Annotated in this window: 21 protein-coding genes; 14 read left to right on the top strand and 7 right to left on the bottom strand. The window is 33.8% G+C overall.

Going from position 1 to position 16,918, the window contains the following annotated elements:
* Positions 1-3 precede the first annotated feature (3 nt).
* A complete protein-coding gene (locus tag JOC75_RS05180; RefSeq protein WP_204953011.1) occupies positions 4-1,431 on the top strand; it encodes a PAS domain S-box protein in 1,428 nt (475 codons plus the stop codon).
* A 63-nt stretch (positions 1,432-1,494) separates the two neighbouring features.
* Positions 1,495-1,713: a hypothetical protein gene (locus JOC75_RS05175; protein ID WP_204953010.1), complete on the top strand. Its 219-nt coding sequence runs from the start codon at positions 1,495-1,497 to the stop codon at positions 1,711-1,713.
* A gap of 283 nt (positions 1,714-1,996) precedes the next feature.
* Here JOC75_RS05175 and JOC75_RS05170 read toward each other — a convergent pair whose 3' ends face one another.
* Positions 1,997-2,386 (bottom strand): Hsp20/alpha crystallin family protein, encoded by a 390-nt coding sequence (locus JOC75_RS05170; RefSeq protein WP_204953009.1) that lies wholly within the window; start codon positions 2,384-2,386, stop codon positions 1,997-1,999.
* 287 nt (positions 2,387-2,673) lie between these two features.
* On the bottom strand, positions 2,674-2,820 hold the full coding sequence (locus JOC75_RS05165; protein WP_146946502.1) for a small acid-soluble spore protein P: 147 nt from the start codon (positions 2,818-2,820) through the stop codon (positions 2,674-2,676).
* A gap of 287 nt (positions 2,821-3,107) precedes the next feature.
* On the opposite strand from JOC75_RS05165, the gene JOC75_RS05160 reads away from it, so the two are divergent.
* Entirely contained in the window at positions 3,108-3,371 is a 264-nt protein-coding gene (locus tag JOC75_RS05160; RefSeq protein ID WP_204953008.1) for a hypothetical protein, read from the top strand.
* Positions 3,372-3,418: 47 nt separating this feature from the next.
* On the opposite strand, the gene sspO is transcribed toward JOC75_RS05160, so the two are convergent.
* Positions 3,419-3,568 carry a small acid-soluble spore protein O gene (sspO, locus tag JOC75_RS05155; RefSeq protein WP_204953007.1) on the bottom strand — a complete coding sequence of 50 codons (150 nt, stop codon included), beginning with the start codon at positions 3,566-3,568 and terminating at the stop codon, positions 3,419-3,421.
* 398 nt (positions 3,569-3,966) lie between these two features.
* Between sspO and acnA the strand changes: the two genes are divergently transcribed.
* The 8 genes from acnA to JOC75_RS05115 all read left to right on the top strand — a co-directional run bounded on the left by acnA (position 3,967) and on the right by JOC75_RS05115 (position 9,766).
* Positions 3,967-6,693 carry an aconitate hydratase AcnA gene (gene acnA, locus JOC75_RS05150; protein ID WP_204953006.1) on the top strand — a complete coding sequence of 909 codons (2,727 nt, stop codon included), beginning with the start codon at positions 3,967-3,969 and terminating at the stop codon, positions 6,691-6,693.
* Positions 6,694-6,845: 152 nt separating this feature from the next.
* Positions 6,846-7,256, top strand: a complete 411-nt coding sequence (locus JOC75_RS05145) for a hypothetical protein (RefSeq protein WP_204953005.1) — start codon at positions 6,846-6,848, stop codon at positions 7,254-7,256.
* A gap of 17 nt (positions 7,257-7,273) precedes the next feature.
* Positions 7,274-7,783, top strand: a complete 510-nt coding sequence (locus JOC75_RS05140) for a TlpA family protein disulfide reductase (protein ID WP_204953004.1) — start codon at positions 7,274-7,276, stop codon at positions 7,781-7,783.
* A gap of 408 nt (positions 7,784-8,191) precedes the next feature.
* Entirely contained in the window at positions 8,192-8,323 is a 132-nt protein-coding gene (locus JOC75_RS05135; RefSeq protein ID WP_204953517.1) for an FbpB family small basic protein, read from the top strand.
* Positions 8,324-8,385: 62 nt separating this feature from the next.
* Positions 8,386-8,529 carry an acid-soluble spore protein N gene (locus JOC75_RS05130; protein ID WP_239589287.1) on the top strand — a complete coding sequence of 48 codons (144 nt, stop codon included), beginning with the start codon at positions 8,386-8,388 and terminating at the stop codon, positions 8,527-8,529.
* A 134-nt stretch (positions 8,530-8,663) separates the two neighbouring features.
* Complete coding sequence (gene tlp, locus JOC75_RS05125; protein WP_204953003.1) at positions 8,664-8,909, top strand: small acid-soluble spore protein Tlp; 246 nt, start codon at positions 8,664-8,666, stop codon at positions 8,907-8,909.
* A 132-nt stretch (positions 8,910-9,041) separates the two neighbouring features.
* Positions 9,042-9,458, top strand: coding sequence for an acyl-CoA thioesterase (locus tag JOC75_RS05120; RefSeq protein ID WP_204953002.1), 417 nt, complete (start codon positions 9,042-9,044; stop codon positions 9,456-9,458).
* Positions 9,459-9,460: 2 nt separating this feature from the next.
* Positions 9,461-9,766, top strand: a complete 306-nt coding sequence (locus JOC75_RS05115; RefSeq protein WP_204953001.1) for a hypothetical protein — start codon at positions 9,461-9,463, stop codon at positions 9,764-9,766.
* 43 nt (positions 9,767-9,809) lie between these two features.
* Here the strand turns inward: JOC75_RS05115 and JOC75_RS05110 are convergent, their stop codons facing one another.
* Both JOC75_RS05110 and plsY read right to left on the bottom strand, forming a co-directional pair.
* Entirely contained in the window at positions 9,810-10,100 is a 291-nt protein-coding gene (locus JOC75_RS05110; protein ID WP_204953000.1) for a HesB/YadR/YfhF family protein, read from the bottom strand.
* Between the two features lie 333 nt (positions 10,101-10,433).
* Positions 10,434-11,015 carry a glycerol-3-phosphate 1-O-acyltransferase PlsY gene (gene plsY / locus JOC75_RS05105; RefSeq protein ID WP_204952999.1) on the bottom strand — a complete coding sequence of 194 codons (582 nt, stop codon included), beginning with the start codon at positions 11,013-11,015 and terminating at the stop codon, positions 10,434-10,436.
* 244 nt (positions 11,016-11,259) lie between these two features.
* On the opposite strand from plsY, the gene JOC75_RS05100 reads away from it, so the two are divergent.
* From JOC75_RS05100 to parC, 3 genes are all read left to right on the top strand, one after another.
* Complete coding sequence (locus JOC75_RS05100) at positions 11,260-11,673, top strand: CoA-binding protein (RefSeq protein WP_204952998.1); 414 nt, start codon at positions 11,260-11,262, stop codon at positions 11,671-11,673.
* 278 nt (positions 11,674-11,951) lie between these two features.
* Positions 11,952-13,919 (top strand): DNA topoisomerase IV subunit B, encoded by a 1,968-nt coding sequence (gene parE / locus JOC75_RS05095; protein ID WP_204952997.1) that lies wholly within the window; start codon positions 11,952-11,954, stop codon positions 13,917-13,919.
* A 3-nt stretch (positions 13,920-13,922) separates the two neighbouring features.
* Positions 13,923-16,361: a DNA topoisomerase IV subunit A gene (gene parC, locus JOC75_RS05090; protein WP_204952996.1), complete on the top strand. Its 2,439-nt coding sequence runs from the start codon at positions 13,923-13,925 to the stop codon at positions 16,359-16,361.
* A gap of 49 nt (positions 16,362-16,410) precedes the next feature.
* On the opposite strand, the gene JOC75_RS24180 is transcribed toward parC, so the two are convergent.
* On the bottom strand, positions 16,411-16,536 hold the full coding sequence (locus JOC75_RS24180) for a hypothetical protein (RefSeq protein WP_275580249.1): 126 nt from the start codon (positions 16,534-16,536) through the stop codon (positions 16,411-16,413).
* Entirely contained in the window at positions 16,533-16,913 is a 381-nt protein-coding gene (locus JOC75_RS05085; RefSeq protein WP_204952995.1) for a hypothetical protein, read from the bottom strand. Before JOC75_RS05085 ends, JOC75_RS24180 begins: the two co-directional genes overlap by 4 nt.
* Between the last annotated feature and the right edge of the window lie 5 nt (positions 16,914-16,918).

Genomic DNA, 16,918 nt, shown 5'->3' with positions numbered 1-16,918 from the left:
AATTTGATACTTGAATCATCAATATTAGAAAAAGTTTTTTTACAGTCACGAATACCACAAATGATTTTTCAGCAGGATTTTAATAATAATCTTGCAAATAATGCATTTTTTCAATTTATTGGTTACACAGAAGAAGAATGGAGAAAAATTTCTGTTCAAGAAATCTCTCATCCAGAGGATTATGAATTAGATTTGCAGCTATTCAGAGATATGTTAACAGGTTTGCGTGATTCTTATCAGCTGGAAAAGCGTTATTTTCATAAAAATGGAGAGATTATCTGGGGCTCTTTAAATGTTACATTAATTGAAGATTCTTATTCTGAAAAGAAATACTTTTTAGCGCAAGTGCTAGATATTACTGAGGAGAAAAATCTTGAGCAGGTACTTACCAAAAATGAGCAGAAATATCGTTTATTAGCTGAAAATTCTTCTGACATCATTAATCTCCATTTAAAGGATGGTCAGTTTATTTATAATTCACCTTCGATTAAGCAAATTCTAGGTTATGAGGCTGCTGAATTACTAGGTGACAAACCAAGTAATTATATACATCCTGATGATCTTTCACTTATAAAGGAAAAGCATACATATCTTATCAATCACCAAGGTCCATTGTTGATTTCATATCGTGCTAGGAACAAGAATGGTACTTATATTCCTTTAGAGTCAAGTGTAAAATCTGTTTTTGATGATAAAACTGGTCTTGTAACAGGTTTCATTTCAATTACAAGGGATATCCGGAGTAGAGTTGAACAAGATATTTTATTGCGAAAGTCAGAAAAGCTTGCCGTTGTAGGTCAATTAGCAGCTGCAGTTGCCCATGAAATTCGTAATCCTTTAACATCTATTAAAGGATTTATGCAACTATTTTATTCTACAAAGGAATGTAATGAAGAACTAATAAACGTAGCTTTTAGTGAAATTAATCGGGTTGAAGAAATTATCTCAGAATTTCTTACTCTTGCTCGCCCACATCAAGAAAAAAAGGAACCAATAAAGGTTGATGACTTGATGAAACAAGTTGTTCAATTACTTCAAGCACAAGCGCTACTCATAAATAAAGAAATTAAGTGCAAGATAGAAGAAGATATCCCAGTTATGTATGGTGATCCAAATGCATTGAAGCAAGTATTTTTTAATATTATTCAAAATGGCTTAGATGCAATCGATGAAAGAGGCTTTGTTATTATAAAAATAACATCTTCTGATCAATCAATAAGAATAGATTTTATTGATAATGGTCGCGGTATTCCCAAGGAGCGATTACAACGAATCGCAGAGCCTTTTTATTCTACAACTGAAAAGGGAACAGGCTTTGGTTTATTAACAAGCTATAAAACTGTTGAAAATCATAATGGAAAGTTAGAAATCGATTCAACTGTTGGTATAGGAACAACCGTAACGATATTCTTACCGAATGCATCTAACTAGAAAAGCATTATTTATCAATGGTATAGTTATTTTTAAATAATGATTAAGTTAGAGGGTGTTATTTTGTATTATGTTGTATTAGATCTAGGATGTTCCGATTGTGGTGAGAGCTCAAATGTTCTTGGCATTTTCACTTCGCTTGAGCTTGCTAAACGTGCGCGTGATGAATATAAGGAGAAAAACCGGTTAGATGAATATTCTGATCATGAATTTTTTATTTACCAAATTGATACTTTAGATAAAATTTATCATAATAGTTTTGATCATCTTGTAGAATCCTGAAACAATCCCTATTTCTAAGCATATAATGTTTAGAAAAGGGGTTATAACATGGATAAATATTATTGCTCTAAATGTATGCTAATATCTGACGAAAGTTCGCCGTGTAAACAATGTGGTCATATAGAGCTTAAGCATATTTGGATTACTGTTCAAGATCAAAAAGCAAAATATTATGTGGAAGATTGAAAATGACAGCACTCATGGCTGTCATTTTGTTTTTGAGAAGATAATGATCGAGAGAAGATCCGAATTATGGATGAGGAAAGGTAGGTAGTGTTAAAATTTAATCATAAATAGTAATGGCTTTATTTTTATGATTTGAGGTAAGGTTTTTTGAGATATTTGTTTCAAGAATCCCATTATTGAATATAGCTGTTATTTTTTTATCTTCTATATTAATAGGTAGAATGATATTTCTTGTCACTTCATCATTTTGTTGTAAAGCTAGTATGGATATTGTGATTACTTCTTTGTTAACGGTTACAGAGATATTTTCTTTTTTTATTTTATCTCCTAGCTCCGCTTCTATAATAAATTCCTCACTTGTCTCGAACAAATCTACTCGAAATGTTTCTTCATCCAATAAATTTGTGAATGGATCAACGAAAAATTGAGTCATCCATTCTTCGATTCCTTTTATATTCATCGGATTCGAACATTTTCTTATATTCATTTTTGATGACCTCCATCTGGTGATTACAAATAGTAAAAAAACCTCCCTTATCTGTTAAAATATTCAACCGGATTGTATTTGTGAACGGGTGTTGTCCATATATAGTGAAATTAGTGAATTTGTTTATTGACTAATAGTGGAAAAGGTACTGAAGATATTAAGAAGCAAGGGGAAAACAAGTTGAAAATCATTTTAAAACCATCAATTAGCTTGTTAAAATAGCATGTGAAATAAAAAACCCGAACTATTAGGCTTTGAAAAAATACCTAATAATTCGGGTTTATCATTTACATGTCATGACCTTGATTATGCTTTTGACGAGTGTGGTTAGCATTTTTTACTTTTTTTGAGCCGCTAAGTGGCTCTGGTTGCCCAGGATTGTTTCCTTTAGGAGCATTTTTTCGTATGTCTTTTCCGGTGTTTTTTTCTGTCATTTAATATCCCTCCTCTATATGTATATCATGAGTCAAATTCTTAAAATCATGCTAGAAAAAAATGAATATTACAGTTTGTATAAAAAGTGTACTTAGGACCCTGAGACTGATTTTGTTAACAATGACTTTTAGAGGCGCAAGGTCTTGTGAGTAGTGGAGCAACCTAGTTTGGTAAATGAGGACTGCTGCAAGGGAGTCTTTGTCAACAGTTTGATGAATATTATATTTTATTTTACACATCCTATCATATAGTTTGATAATTTTCTTGAGAGGATTGTGAAGCACTTATGCCGTACAATAAAAATAAACAACAAGCATTTCAAGCTGCTCAACAAGGAGCAACAGAAGCATTTGATTCATATGAAGCAATAGTGAAGGACAGTGCTGATTATGGACACCAATTAAAGCATTTAACAAATGAGGTAAATGAGGCTTATCAACAGATTAACAATGCATTAGAAACAGCCACAGAAACACAAAGAGATCGCCTGGAACAATACCAACGTGATCTTCAACAAATTGTCCAGGATGTAAATGGATCTACAGAATAAATAAAACGACGGGAGTTCCGTCGTTTTTTTGTGCGAATTTTATCACATTATTGGTTTTTCTTACGCTTTTTATTATTTTGTCTCTGTGCAGCACTTAACGGCTCGTTTTGTAGTTCTTCATTATAACCAGTGCCAACTCCTTGAGCACTTGCATCATTCATACCCATTCTTACGTGATTTGCTTTACGTTTTGCCATAATAACAATTCACCCCCATGTAAATAGTTTGTCTAAAATTTCGAATTGAATGCAGAAACATCAAGAAGAAATTCTAAATTTCTTAAGATTTCTCTTTTTCTTTTTAAATCGTTACCAAGAACAAGTTTATACATTCGGAATAGTATTAAAGAGGTGATCATTACGTTAAGCCTGAAGTTTAACAGAAAAAAACAATGCTAAATAGTTTAAAATTTGGTATAGTAAGAAAGTAAAAACTAGTACGCTTTCATAAGAATAACTTATACATATCAATAACATCATTGTTATTTACTTATGTTACTAGTTGTATTACTATTAAATTGAGAGAACATTCAAAAATGGGGTACCACCCTTCGACAAGAGTCGATTTCTTGATCTTATTAAGGGGGAAAAATTTAATGACTAATCAAGTGACTACGAACAAAGACGCTTTCCAAGCACGTAAAAGCTTTACAATCAATGGAAAAACGTACAACTACTACTCTTTACAAGCATTAGAAGATGCAGGAATTGGTAATGTTTCACGTTTACCATATTCAGTTAAGGTTCTTTTAGAATCTGTTCTACGTCAAGTAGATGGAAGAGTAATTACAAAAGAACATGTTGAAAATTTAGCAAAATGGGGTACTAGTGAACAAAAGGAAATCGATGTTCCTTTTAAACCATCACGTGTTATCCTTCAAGATTTCACAGGAGTTCCAGCTGTTGTTGACTTAGCATCATTAAGAAAAGCTATGGCTGACATGGGTGGAGATCCTGATAAAATCAATCCAGAAATTCCAGTTGACCTAGTAATTGACCACTCTGTACAGGTTGACAAAGCAGGAACTGCTGATTCACTTCAATTCAATATGGACCTTGAATTTGAACGTAATGCAGAACGTTATAAATTCCTAAGCTGGGCGAGAAAATCTCTTGATAACTATCGTGCAGTGCCACCTGCAACTGGTATCGTTCACCAAGTTAACTTAGAGTATTTAGCAAATGTAGTTCACGCTGTAGAAAATGAAAATGGTGAATTTGAAGCATTCCCAGATTCTCTAGTTGGTACAGATTCTCATACAACAATGATCAATGGTATTGGTGTTCTTGGATGGGGTGTTGGGGGTATCGAAGCAGAAGCTGGAATGTTAGGACAACCATCTTATTTCCCAGTTCCTGAAGTAATTGGTGTTAAATTAACAGGAGAACTTCCAAATGGAACAACTGCTACTGATTTAGCATTAAAAGTAACTCAAGTTTTACGTCAACAAGGTGTTGTAGGTAAATTCGTTGAGTTCTTTGGTCCTGGTGTAGCACAGCTTCCACTTGCAGATCGTGCGACAATTGCAAACATGGCTCCTGAATATGGTGCTACATGTGGATTCTTCCCAGTTGATGAAGAAGCATTAAACTACATGCGTTTAACTGGTCGTGAAGAAGAACAGATCCAAATCGTTGGTGACTACTGTAAAGCAAATGGATTATTCTTTACACCTGATAATGAAGATCCAATTTTCACAAAGGTTGTTGAAATTGATCTTTCTGAGATTGAAGCAAATCTTTCTGGTCCTAAACGTCCACAAGATTTAATTCCTCTATCAATGATGAAGGATACATTCCATGATCATTTAGTTGCGCCTGCTGGAAACCAAGGTTTCGGTTTAGAGCCAACTGAGATCAATAAAGAAATCACTGTTAAGTTCAAAAATGGTGATGAAACAAATATGAAAACTGGTGCGATTGCGATTGCTGCGATTACTAGTTGTACAAATACATCAAATCCATATGTACTAGTAGCTGCTGGACTTGTTGCGAAAAAGGCTACTGAACTTGGTCTAGAAGTTCCAAAATACGTAAAAACTTCTTTAGCTCCTGGTTCAAAGGTTGTAACTGGATATTTGGAAAACTCTGGTCTTTTACCACATTTAGAGAAGCTAGGATTTAACCTAGTTGGTTATGGCTGTACAACTTGTATTGGTAACTCTGGTCCACTTTTAGATGAAATCGAAGAAGCTGTTGCAGCTAACGATTTATTAGTAACATCTGTGTTATCTGGTAACCGTAACTTTGAAGGTCGTATTCATCCACTAGTAAAAGGTAACTACTTAGCTTCACCACCACTTGTTGTGGCATATGCACTTGCTGGTACTGTTGATGTTGATTTACAAAAAGATTCTTTAGGTAAAGATAAAGATGGCAATGACGTATTCTTCAAAGATATCTGGCCTGAAACTGATGAAATTAATGAAGTTGTTAACAAAACAGTTACACCAGAGCTATTCAGAAAAGAATATGAGCAAGTATTTGATGACAACGAACGTTGGAACGCAATTGAAACAACTGATGAAGCATTATATGTTTGGGATGATTCTTCAACATATATTCAAAACCCTCCTTTCTTTGAAGGTTTAGAAGCTGAAGCTGGAACTGTGGAAACTCTTAAAGATCTTCGTATTGTAGCAAAATTCGGTGATTCTGTTACTACTGACCATATTTCTCCTGCAGGTTCAATTGGTAAAGATACTCCTGCAGGTCGTTACTTACAAGAAAATGGTGTAACACCTAGAGAATTTAACTCTTACGGTTCTCGTCGTGGTAACCATGAAGTAATGATGAGAGGTACATTTGCAAATATCCGTATCAAAAACCAAATTGCACCAGGTACAGAAGGTGGATACACAACTTACTGGCCAACTGGTGAAGTAAAATCTATTTATGATGCATGTATGGATTATAAACAAGATGGTACAGGACTTGTTGTTTTAGCTGGTAAAGATTACGGTATGGGAAGTTCTCGTGACTGGGCAGCTAAAGGAACGAATCTTTTAGGAATTAAAACTGTAATTGCTGAAAGCTTTGAGCGTATTCACCGTAGTAACCTAGTGTTAATGGGTGTTCTTCCTCTACAATTTAAAGATGGAGAAAATGCTGAAGTATTAGGCTTAACTGGAAAAGAAACAATTGAAGTTGAAATTGGTGAATCAGTAAAACCACGTGACTTTGTTAAAGTTACAGCAACTGATGAAGCTGGAAACAAGAAAGAATTTGAAGTACTAGTACGTTTTGACAGTGAAGTTGAAATTGATTACTACCGTCATGGCGGAATTCTTCAAATGGTATTACGTGATAAACTAAAAGCTTAATAAATACAAAAAAGGGAACGGACTAATCCGTTCCTTTTTTATGTTGTTTAAACCTTTTTCTATACTCGTCTTCTTGTTTGTCATATAATATTCATTGTTAGTAAGCTTATAACATGGTTAAATAGAAAAGAAGTCCGTTAGGAGATTGCCTCATGTATGATGCTCTACAAATAGGACCATTTACGATTCAATATTTTTTACTGATTGCCGTTCTAACATTTTGGCTTACATACTTTATTCTTGATTCATTTTTAAAAGATTCAGAAGTCAAACAATTACTTAACAAGCATTACTGGACAATTGTGTTCATTTTATTTTTAAGTTATAAATTTAGTATTGTAATTTTGAGGCCAGAGCTATTACTGTCTTCTAGTTGGATCTTTTTGACTGGTGGAGAGAAAGGGATATATTTAGGTGTTTTACTAGCCATTATTTTCTTACTTTGGCAAGTATGGAGAAAAAGAGCCTCTATAAAAACGGTTATTTATATATGTGGATTAGTAATCATTTGTTATACGATCTTATTTCAAATTATTAAAATTTTTGTTTTGTCGATTTTGTAGGAGGTTATCGTTTTAAGATGAAGAAAATTTTAGCCATTTCAATTCTTGTTTTTTTAATTGGTTATGCAATATACAACACTGTTATGCCTTCAAATGCTAAGGTAGGTGTGACAGAAGGAAATGCAGCTCCTGATTTTGAGTTAACAACACTTGATGGAGAAAAAATGAGTCTTTCTGATTTAAAAGGAAAAAAGGTTCTGGTGAATTTCTGGGCAACATGGTGTCCTCCATGCCGTTCAGAGATGCCTGATATGCAACAGATTTATGATGAGTATGATGATGACGTAGTTATTGCTGCTGTTAATCTTACGAGCTCTGAAAGCAGTATAGATACAGTCGAGTCCTTTGTTAATGAACTTAGCTTAACATTTCCTATCTTACTAGACGAAAAAGGAAAAGTGAATAATGAGTATGAGGTATTATCATATCCGACTTCTTATTTCATTGATGAAGAAGGTATCATTAAAACGAAATTTGTAGGTGCTTTATCATATGATCAAATGAAGAAATTAATTGATGATATGTAATGAAGAGAGATAATTAGTTTATTGCTTAATGCGATGTAGAATAGATACTTAAGTATGAATATGCTTTGTTTTCATACCGTTTTGCATACCAAATCGCATTTGATTTGGTTTTTTTATTTTCTCTGCATCAAGTTTTAACATATAGCTATTTGAACTCTGAGAAGGGGTGAAAAAATAAATTTTATTGCTAAGAGTGCTTCATATCCTAACAGTTTTTAGTTTTTTTAATATTTATTGGACTGATAAGTTTTATGATTTCTTCAGTCTTATACCTTATTATTCTAACCAATGTGGTTACAGACTCTTTCTTTTTTTGTCGAAAAAAGATTATTTAATAAAAATGTTTTAAGATTTCTGAAAATTGGGTATCCTTCTACTAAATAACTCGGAGGTGTACGTTCAACTATGATGAGAAAAAACAAGAAAAAAACGTTTGAGGAATTAGTTCTTGAAAATAAACAACAACTTTTAAGAGATCAGGAAGCATTAGATCGATTAGAAGAAAGATGGGAACAAAGAATGTTAAAAAAATTAGATTAACAGTGATTGCTAATTATTGAATTGCTTCTTGTGGGCATTCTATGTGTGAGGAGGCGATAAGATTGTCTAACCAAAATGATACTCAAACTCATTATAATCCATCACATGTTGGAATGAAGCCAAGAGGCTTTGGTAATAACAAAGGAAAAAAAATGCAAGATACATCTGGTAAACATGCACAAGTTATTCAAACAAAGGGTGAATAACTCTTTCTTTCAATTAATCAAATGTTGAGTAAAAAATAGTATGTTTAAGCAGACTATAATTGTCTAAATTGCTTTTGCAAACTTAGATTTACATGACTTCATCATTTATTAAACAATGGAAGGAAGAAAAAAACATGCCAAAACATACAAAGCCAAATCCAGATGATCGTTCTGACAATGTAGAAAAGTTACAAAGTATGGTTCAAAATACAATCGAAAACATTGAAGAAGCACAGGACTCTCTACAATTTGCTAATCCTGAGGAACGAGAGCGAATTGAAGCGAAAAATCACCGTCGTGAAGAAAGCATCAATGCGATGAGAAATGAAATAAAAGATGAAGCACAAGCTCGTGAAAACGGCTTCCGAAATGATGAATAATAACCATTAAAACCAGGCATTAGCCTGGTTTATTTTTGTGTATTTTTCTTTCATTAAATTTTCTATTTATGTTATGCTTGTTTGAAGAATTTATAAAAAACAATGATTATTGTGCAACAAGGAGAGAAATAGATGCATGTTTCTAAGAAAGAAATTGAAGTAAGGTATGCTGAAACAGATCAGATGGGTGTTGTTTATCACGCTAATTATTTAGTTTGGATGGAGTTAGGCAGAACAAAGCTAATTCAGGATTTAGGTTTTTCCTATGCAGGAATGGAAGAACAGGGGATTATTTCGCCAGTAATTGACTTAGATATTTCTTATAAGAAGCCTCTTCGTTATGGTGAAATCGCTACAGTACATACTTGGATTGAAGCTTATAATGGTCTTAAAAGTATTTATGGATATGAAATTTTTAATTCAACAGGTGACTTAGCAGTAACAGCAACTTCGAGTCATGTTTGTGTTCAAAAAGATTCTTTTAGACCGGTAAAGTTTAAGAAGCTTTTTCCAGATTGGCATGAAGCATATGAAAAGGCCAAGAAATAAGTATGGCTTTTGGTATAACGCGCCAGGAATTAACTAATTGGAAGAAAGATGTTATGCAAGGAGAAATTGCTTTTCTAACACATTATTGGCTAGATGATCGTTTTCCAAATTCACGTTGTGTAACAAAAGTAGGCTGTGCTAATGTTGAGAAGTTAGCTAAATGGGGATCTCAATTTGGGTTGAAAAAAGAATGGATTCATCATTATGACTTATATCCACACTTTGATTTGTTAGGCGAAAAACAGTTTGTTATCTTAAAGCATTATGGTTTAGAAGATCATATCAAAAAATTCAAATTAAAAATTTAGTAAATAAAGGTCAAAATGCTTAAAAGCTTTTGACCTTTTTACGTTAATTTTCATACTGAAAGATTGGTTCATCTTCACTCTTATCAAGCTCTACACGCAAATTATGATTATCAAAATACCAGATATCACGTTTTTCGACAAAAAAAGTAATGCCTTTACTATCAAAGCTTGCTCCAATATCTTCGGGAGTTTGTTTTACAACTCCTAAAGAAAATCCTTTTTGTACATTGCTGCAGCCACCATATCTTACAAAAAATTGAACCATATCTCCTTTTTCAAGTTGTAATTCATTTATGTACCAGCTTGCTGCGTTATCTTCGACGATCATTTTCATCAATTACACTCTCCTTATTATTTAAATGACAGGGTGTTTACTTAGTAAACTTTTCCCTAATTAGATTAGAAAAAACAACATTTATTCATATTATAGTTCAGAAAAGTGGGTAACTCTATAAATTCAATTTATCAAGCGTGTTAAAATTATGTGAAAAAACCAATGTATTAGTGGTTTTAGACAGTGCCCCAAACGCTTGCTTTCAGTGTTACTCACCTTGCTGTTGTTTTCATTCTCAAATAGGAAAACTGCTTTTCACAAGGCTTCTTGCCTCGAAAGTCAACTGTTTTAATGTTTTAAACAGTTTTCCAATCAAACTAAAAACGTATGGTCTTATAACCACTTTACTTTAGGCTCTGTTTTGTCGATAATTCTTTTAATATTTGCGCGGTGTCGATAAATAACAAAGGCAGTTAATAAAGAAATGACTATGATTAAACCGATATCTCCAATAAATATGCTATAGATAATGCCATAAAGACCAGCTAGCATTGAAGATAATGAAACATATTTAGTAAGATACAAAACGAGAAAAAAGAAAGCAATCATCGTAATAACCATTAGTGGTTGGACAAATAATAAAAGTCCAGCAGAGGTTGCTACTGCTTTACCACCTTTGAATTTTGCGAAGATAGGGTATGTATGACCAATTACTGCAAAAACACCAACTAAAAGTGGATTTAAATCACTGTTAAAAAGTAATGGTAATGATGCAGCTAATGTCCCTTTTAAAATATCTGAAATAGTTACAATCAGGCCAGCCTTTACTCCAAGAGTACGAAATGTATTGGTTCCTCCCAAGTTTCCGCTTCCATGCTCACGAATATCTACTCCATAACCGATTTTACCAACAATAAGTCCAAATGGAATCGATCCTAGGAGATACGCTAAAATAAAAATAAATGCTTCAATCATAATAGTGCTCCTTTACGTATTCTTCTTATATTCTATCACGAGAAAATAGAAAAACTCTATTAGAGAATAAAAAAATCGAAAATCTCCCAAGTTAATAATAAATTCTAGATTTAGTATGGGAGTTTGAGCAAGAACTCATGCGGTGTAAAAAACAAGGAATAGAACCAAACTGGTTATGCTTAAGCTAATTCATTGAAAATTAGAATTGTAGTTGATAATATGGAGAAAAAGGAGCAGGTTAAACATGACGATTGAAAACCCGACTAGACAGGAAATTGGTGAAATATTAAAACAAAGTAAAACAATTGCAGTTGTTGGCTTGTCCGATAATCCTGATCGTACATCTTACATGGTTAGTAAAGCGATGCAGGATGCAGGTTATGAGATTATACCTGTTAATCCAACTGTTGATGAAGTTCTTGGTCAGAAAGCCGTGTCTTCTTTAAGAGATATAAAAACACATGTTGATATTGTCAACGTATTTCGACGTTCTGAGCATTTGCTTTCTGTAGCAGAAGAGCTTTTAGACATTGATGCTGATATTTATTGGGCCCAATTAGGTCTTGAAAATGAAGAAGCATATAATCTGTTAAAAAATGCAAACAAAACAGTCGTTATGAACCGATGTATTAAGGTTGAGCATGCTATGACAAAGTGAATATATAGCTTACTATTTTTAAAAATCCTTGTAAAAAACAAGGATTTTTTATTTTATTACACGAATATTGTTTGCTAATCTCGATTTACCATATACAATAAAGCAAGGATAATGTTTAATTTGCATGATAATGACGTACAAATAATATAAGATTATTTCGCCTTTCTTTTAAAGAAGCGGGTTGTCGATACGCAAATTATTGTATAAAATACTAAAACATGCGTTCTAATTCAAATACTCATTTTTGATTGTGTGTCTACTGAAAGGGGTTTAGTCGTTTGAGTAATAAGCAACAATTTGATTATAATGATGATGCCATACAAGTCTTAGAAGGACTGGAAGCTGTCAGAAAACGACCAGGTATGTATATTGGAAGTACAGATAGCCGTGGCTTGCATCATCTCGTATACGAGATAGTCGATAACTCTGTTGATGAAGCTTTGGCTGGTCACGGAGATCATATAATTGTAAAAATACATAAAGATAACAGTATTTCTGTTCAAGATAAAGGTCGTGGTATGCCTACTGGAATGCATAAGTTAGGTAAGCCAACACCTGAGGTCATTTTAACAATCCTTCATGCAGGTGGTAAATTTGGTCAAGGTGGTTATAAAACAAGTGGGGGTCTACATGGAGTAGGTGCATCAGTTGTAAACGCTTTGTCTGAATGGCTTGTTGTAACGATTCAACGAGATGGCTTTGTGTATGAACAAAGATTCGAAAATGGTGGTAAACCAGCAACAACATTAGAAAAAAAAGGTAAAACAAATAGATCAGGTACAAAAATTCATTTTAAGCCAGATCCAACTATTTTTAGTACAACAACTTATAACTTTGAAACGTTGAGTGAACGCTTAAGAGAGTCGGCGTTCTTGTTAAAAGGCTTTAAGATAGAGTTAATTGATGAGCGACAGGACCAAAGTGAAGTTTATCATTATGAAACAGGTATTGAAGCATTTGTTACTTACTTAAATGAAGAGAAGGATGCCCTTCATCCCGTTGTTTCTTTTGAAGGTATTCAAAACGGAATTGAAGTAGATTTTGCCTTTCAATTTAATGATGGGTACTCAGAAAATATCTTATCTTTTGTTAATAATGTTCGTACAAAAGACGGTGGAACACATGAAGCTGGATCAAAGACAGCTATGACCAGAGCTTTTAATGAATATGCTCGTAAAACAGGTGTGTTAAAGGAAAAGGATAAGAATTTAGAAGGATCAGATATACGAGAAGGTCTAGCGGCAATTATTTCTGTTCGTATTCCAGAAGAGCTTCTTCAATTTGAAGGCCAAACAAAAGGGAAATTAGGTACAAGTGAAGCTAGGTCGGCTGTTGATGCAATTGTATCTGAGAATTTATCTTATTTTCTAGAAGAAAATCCTGATGAAGGAACATTACTCGTTAAAAAGGCTATTAAAGCGTTTCAAGCACGAGAAGCTGCACGTAAAGCACGAGAAGAAGCCAGAAGTGGTAAGAAACGAAAACGTTCAGAAACGACGCTAAGTGGGAAATTAACACCTGCTCAATCTCGAAATCCGTTAAAAAATGAAATTTATTTAGTTGAGGGTGATTCAGCAGGTGGATCAGCTAAGCAAGGCAGAGATCGTCGCTTTCAAGCGGTACTTCCGTTAAGAGGGAAAGTTATAAATACCGAAAAAGCTAAGCTTGCAGACATATTTAAAAACGAAGAAATCAATACGATCATCCATGCCATAGGTGCTGGGGTTGGTGCTGAATTTTTAATTGAAGATGTCAATTATGATAAAGTCATTATCATGACGGATGCTGATACAGATGGAGCACATATACAGGTTCTGCTTTTAACCTTCTTTTATCGTTACATGAAACCTCTGATTGAAAACGGTAAAGTCTTTATTGCTTTACCACCTTTATACAAGGTAAGTAAAGGTTCTGGGAAAAAAGAAGTTGTGGAATATGCATGGTCTGATGATGAATTAAGTGGTGCCATCTCTAAAATAGGTAAAGGCTACATGATTCAGCGTTATAAAGGTTTAGGTGAGATGAATGCTGATCAGCTTTGGGAAACAACAATGAATCCAGAATCAAGAACACTTATTCGAGTGAAAATTGACGATGCTGCCCGTGCTGAACGCCGTGTAACAACACTTATGGGTGATAAAGTTGAACCACGACGTAAATGGATTGAAAGTAATGTAGCGTTTGGACTTGATGAGGAAACAAATATATTAGAAAACGAACACTTATCGGTAGCAGAGGAGGTATAGGTTTTGGCAGATTCAGTAGAAATATTTCGAGATTTACCTCTTGAAGATGTACTAGGTGATCGTTTTGGACGTTATAGTAAGTACATCATTCAAGATCGTGCTCTTCCAGATGCACGTGACGGCTTAAAGCCTGTGCAACGAAGAATTTTATACGCGATGCATGTAGAAGGTAACACAAATGATAAGCACTATCGAAAATCAGCAAAAACAGTAGGGAATGTTATTGGTAACTACCATCCACATGGGGATACTTCTGTTTATGATGCGATGGTGCGTATGAGTCAGGATTGGAAGGTACGTAACCTACTAATTCAAATGCATGGTAACAACGGTAGCATTGATGGTGATCCACCAGCAGCAATGCGTTATACAGAAGCAAGGCTATCAGCTATTGCTTCTGAATTATTACGTGATATTGATAAAGAAACAGTCGAATTTGTTCCGAACTTCGATGATACAAGTAAAGAACCATTAGTTTTACCTGCAATGTTTCCGAATTTATTAGTAAATGGTTCGACTGGGATTTCTGCAGGATATGCAACAGATATTCCACCACATCATCTAGGTGAAGTTATTGATGCTGTTATAAAACGAATGGATAATCCATTTTCAACAGTTGATGAATTAATGACGGTAATAAAAGGACCTGATTTTCCAACTGGTGGTATTATTCAAGGTGTTGAAGGAATTAAAAAAGCTTACGAAACAGGTAAGGGCAAAATAATTCTTCGTGGTAAAGCAAGTATTGAAGATATTCGTGGCAGTAAGCAACAAATAGTTATTACAGAGATTCCTTATGAAATAAACAAAGCAAATCTTGTGAAACGAATCGATGAATTTAGAATTGAACGAAAAGTAGAAGGAATCTCAGAGGTTCGTGACGAAACAGATCGGACAGGTTTACGAATTGTCATAGAATTGAAAAAAGATGCAAATGCAGAAGGTGTCCTGCATTATTTATATAAAAACAGTGACCTGCAAATTACATATAACTTCAACATGGTAGCAATTCACAACCGAAGACCAATGCTAATGAGTTTACCATCTATTTTAGATGCTTACATAAACCATCAAAAGGAAGTTGTAACAAACCGTTCAAAATATGAATTACGTAAAGCTCGTGAGCGTCAGCATATTGTAGAAGGACTCATTAAGGCTTTATCAATTTTAGATGAAGTAATTACTACGATTAGAGCTTCCAAGGATAAGCGTGATGCAAAGGATAACTTAATTCAAAAATATCAATTTACTGAAGCACAAGCTGAAGCAATTGTTTCTTTACAGCTTTATCGTTTAACAAATACAGATATAACAGCTTTAACAAATGAAGCTGAAGAGCTAGCAAAAAAAGTTGAAGAGCTTACAAATATCCTAAATGACGAGAAGGTTTTAATTAAAGTTATTAAAACGGATTTGAAAAAAGTTAAAAAAACGTATGCGGATGAAAGACGCTCTGTGATACAAGCCGAAATTGAAGAAATTAAGATTAATCTTGAAGTAATGATCGCTTCAGAGGATGTTATCGTAACCGTTACTAAAGATGGTTATGTGAAAAGAACAAGTCAGCGATCCTATGCAGCATCGAATGGCCAAGATTTTGGTATGAAGGAAACTGACAGGCTTCTCAGTCAATTTGAGATAAATACAACTGAAGTTGTGTTGTTATTTACAAATAAAGGGAATTATTTGTATTGTCCTGTTCATGAACTGCCAGATATTCGTTGGAAGGATTTAGGTCAGCATATTGCAAATATCATTCCTATAGAACGTGATGAAGAAATATTAAAAGCAATTCCGGTAAAAAGCTTTGATGAAAACTTATTCCTAACTTTTATAACAAAGTCTGGTATGGTGAAGAAGTCAGAGTTAAGTCAATATAAAGCCCAAAGATACTCCAAGCCTTTAGTTGCTGTAAATTTAAAAGGTGATGATAAAGTAGTAGATGTTCATATAACATCGGGAACAGAAGACTTATTCTTAGTCACGAGTTCAGGTTATGGCTTATGGTTTGCAGAAGAAGAAGTGAACGTTGTTGGACCAAGAGCTGCTGGTGTAAAAGGAATTAACCTTAAGCCAGATGATTATGTGGTTAGTGGTAATATTGTTAAACCCAATAAAAAGGCTTATTTAGTTATTGCTACCCAAAGAGGTGCAGTCAAGAAGATGTCATTAAATGATTTTGAAAAATCCTCTCGTGCAAAGCGTGGATTAGTCATGCTACGAGAGCTTAAAAGCAATCCTCATCGAATTGTAGGAGGAGCTATTGTTCAGGAAAAGGAAGATTTCTATATTGAATCGTCAGGTGGCACTGTTGAATGTATAAATGTTTCAGCATTACGTGCAGTTGATCGATATAGCAATGGATCATTTGTCATTGATGAACAAGAAGCAGGAGCTATTATTGAGGTATGGATATCACCATCAGAAGAACAAAATAAATAAAAAAAGGGCTGATCAGCATTCTAAAATTGCTGATCAGCCCTTTTGGTTATTATTGTGATTTATTTTTATATAATTCAGTAATTGCGTGTGTTAATTCAATTCCTTGGTATGTTAATAAGCTTAAAGCTGTTAACGAAAACAGAACTACCGGTATTAATCGAATAAAAAACATCATTTATAAAACCTCCAATTAATTTTAATTACCTGAGTGTTTAATAAATGACTTTTTGAGAGATAAGAAGATTGATAATGAACAGAACAAAGGAAATGTTTCACTTTTTCTCTTCCTGCTGTAAGCATACTAAACAGACATAAAATCATGGCTGCAAGTAACACTAGAAAGCTCATACCTATGAAGCTATTAAATAAATCAATATGCTTCTTTTTGTCCTCATCTATTTGTAGAAATACAAGAGATGATTCAGCTTCAACAGCAATCATATTGTTATGATCGGAATGAGGATGATTATTATGTGACATCGAAACAATGTGAGAGCCGGAAAGGACAATCAGAAACATGATGATTGATTTAATCAGCAAAAGTTGTTTCAATGATA

It is taken from the genome of Metabacillus crassostreae, from assembly GCF_016908395.1.
Taxonomy (GTDB): domain Bacteria; phylum Bacillota; class Bacilli; order Bacillales; family Bacillaceae; genus Metabacillus; species Metabacillus crassostreae.
The sequence above is the reverse complement of the archived record's forward strand: the minus strand, read 5'-3'. Positions and strand labels throughout refer to the sequence as shown.

What these genes read in the sequence shown, in the direction of transcription:
- JOC75_RS05135 (WP_204953517.1), top strand. Translation starts at nt 8,192, where the DNA reads ATGAGAAAAAACAAGAAAAAAACGTTTGAGGAATTAGTTCTTGAAAAT.
- JOC75_RS05145 (WP_204953005.1), top strand. Translation starts at nt 6,846, where the DNA reads ATGTATGATGCTCTACAAATAGGACCATTTACGATTCAATATTTTTTA.
- JOC75_RS05140 (WP_204953004.1), top strand. Translation starts at nt 7,274, where the DNA reads ATGAAGAAAATTTTAGCCATTTCAATTCTTGTTTTTTTAATTGGTTAT.
- plsY (WP_204952999.1), bottom strand. Translation starts at nt 11,015, where the DNA reads ATGATTGAAGCATTTATTTTTATTTTAGCGTATCTCCTAGGATCGATT.
- JOC75_RS05160 (WP_204953008.1), top strand. Translation starts at nt 3,108, where the DNA reads ATGCCGTACAATAAAAATAAACAACAAGCATTTCAAGCTGCTCAACAA.
- JOC75_RS05110 (WP_204953000.1), bottom strand. Translation starts at nt 10,100, where the DNA reads ATGAAAATGATCGTCGAAGATAACGCAGCAAGCTGGTACATAAATGAA.
- JOC75_RS05120 (WP_204953002.1), top strand. Translation starts at nt 9,042, where the DNA reads ATGCATGTTTCTAAGAAAGAAATTGAAGTAAGGTATGCTGAAACAGAT.
- JOC75_RS05170 (WP_204953009.1), bottom strand. Translation starts at nt 2,386, where the DNA reads ATGAATATAAGAAAATGTTCGAATCCGATGAATATAAAAGGAATCGAA.
- JOC75_RS05115 (WP_204953001.1), top strand. Translation starts at nt 9,461, where the DNA reads ATGGCTTTTGGTATAACGCGCCAGGAATTAACTAATTGGAAGAAAGAT.
- JOC75_RS24180 (WP_275580249.1), bottom strand. Translation starts at nt 16,536, where the DNA reads ATGATGTTTTTTATTCGATTAATACCGGTAGTTCTGTTTTCGTTAACA.
- sspO (WP_204953007.1), bottom strand. Translation starts at nt 3,568, where the DNA reads ATGGCAAAACGTAAAGCAAATCACGTAAGAATGGGTATGAATGATGCA.
- JOC75_RS05100 (WP_204952998.1), top strand. Translation starts at nt 11,260, where the DNA reads ATGACGATTGAAAACCCGACTAGACAGGAAATTGGTGAAATATTAAAA.
- tlp (WP_204953003.1), top strand. Translation starts at nt 8,664, where the DNA reads ATGCCAAAACATACAAAGCCAAATCCAGATGATCGTTCTGACAATGTA.
- JOC75_RS05165 (WP_146946502.1), bottom strand. Translation starts at nt 2,820, where the DNA reads ATGACAGAAAAAAACACCGGAAAAGACATACGAAAAAATGCTCCTAAA.
- acnA (WP_204953006.1), top strand. Translation starts at nt 3,967, where the DNA reads ATGACTAATCAAGTGACTACGAACAAAGACGCTTTCCAAGCACGTAAA.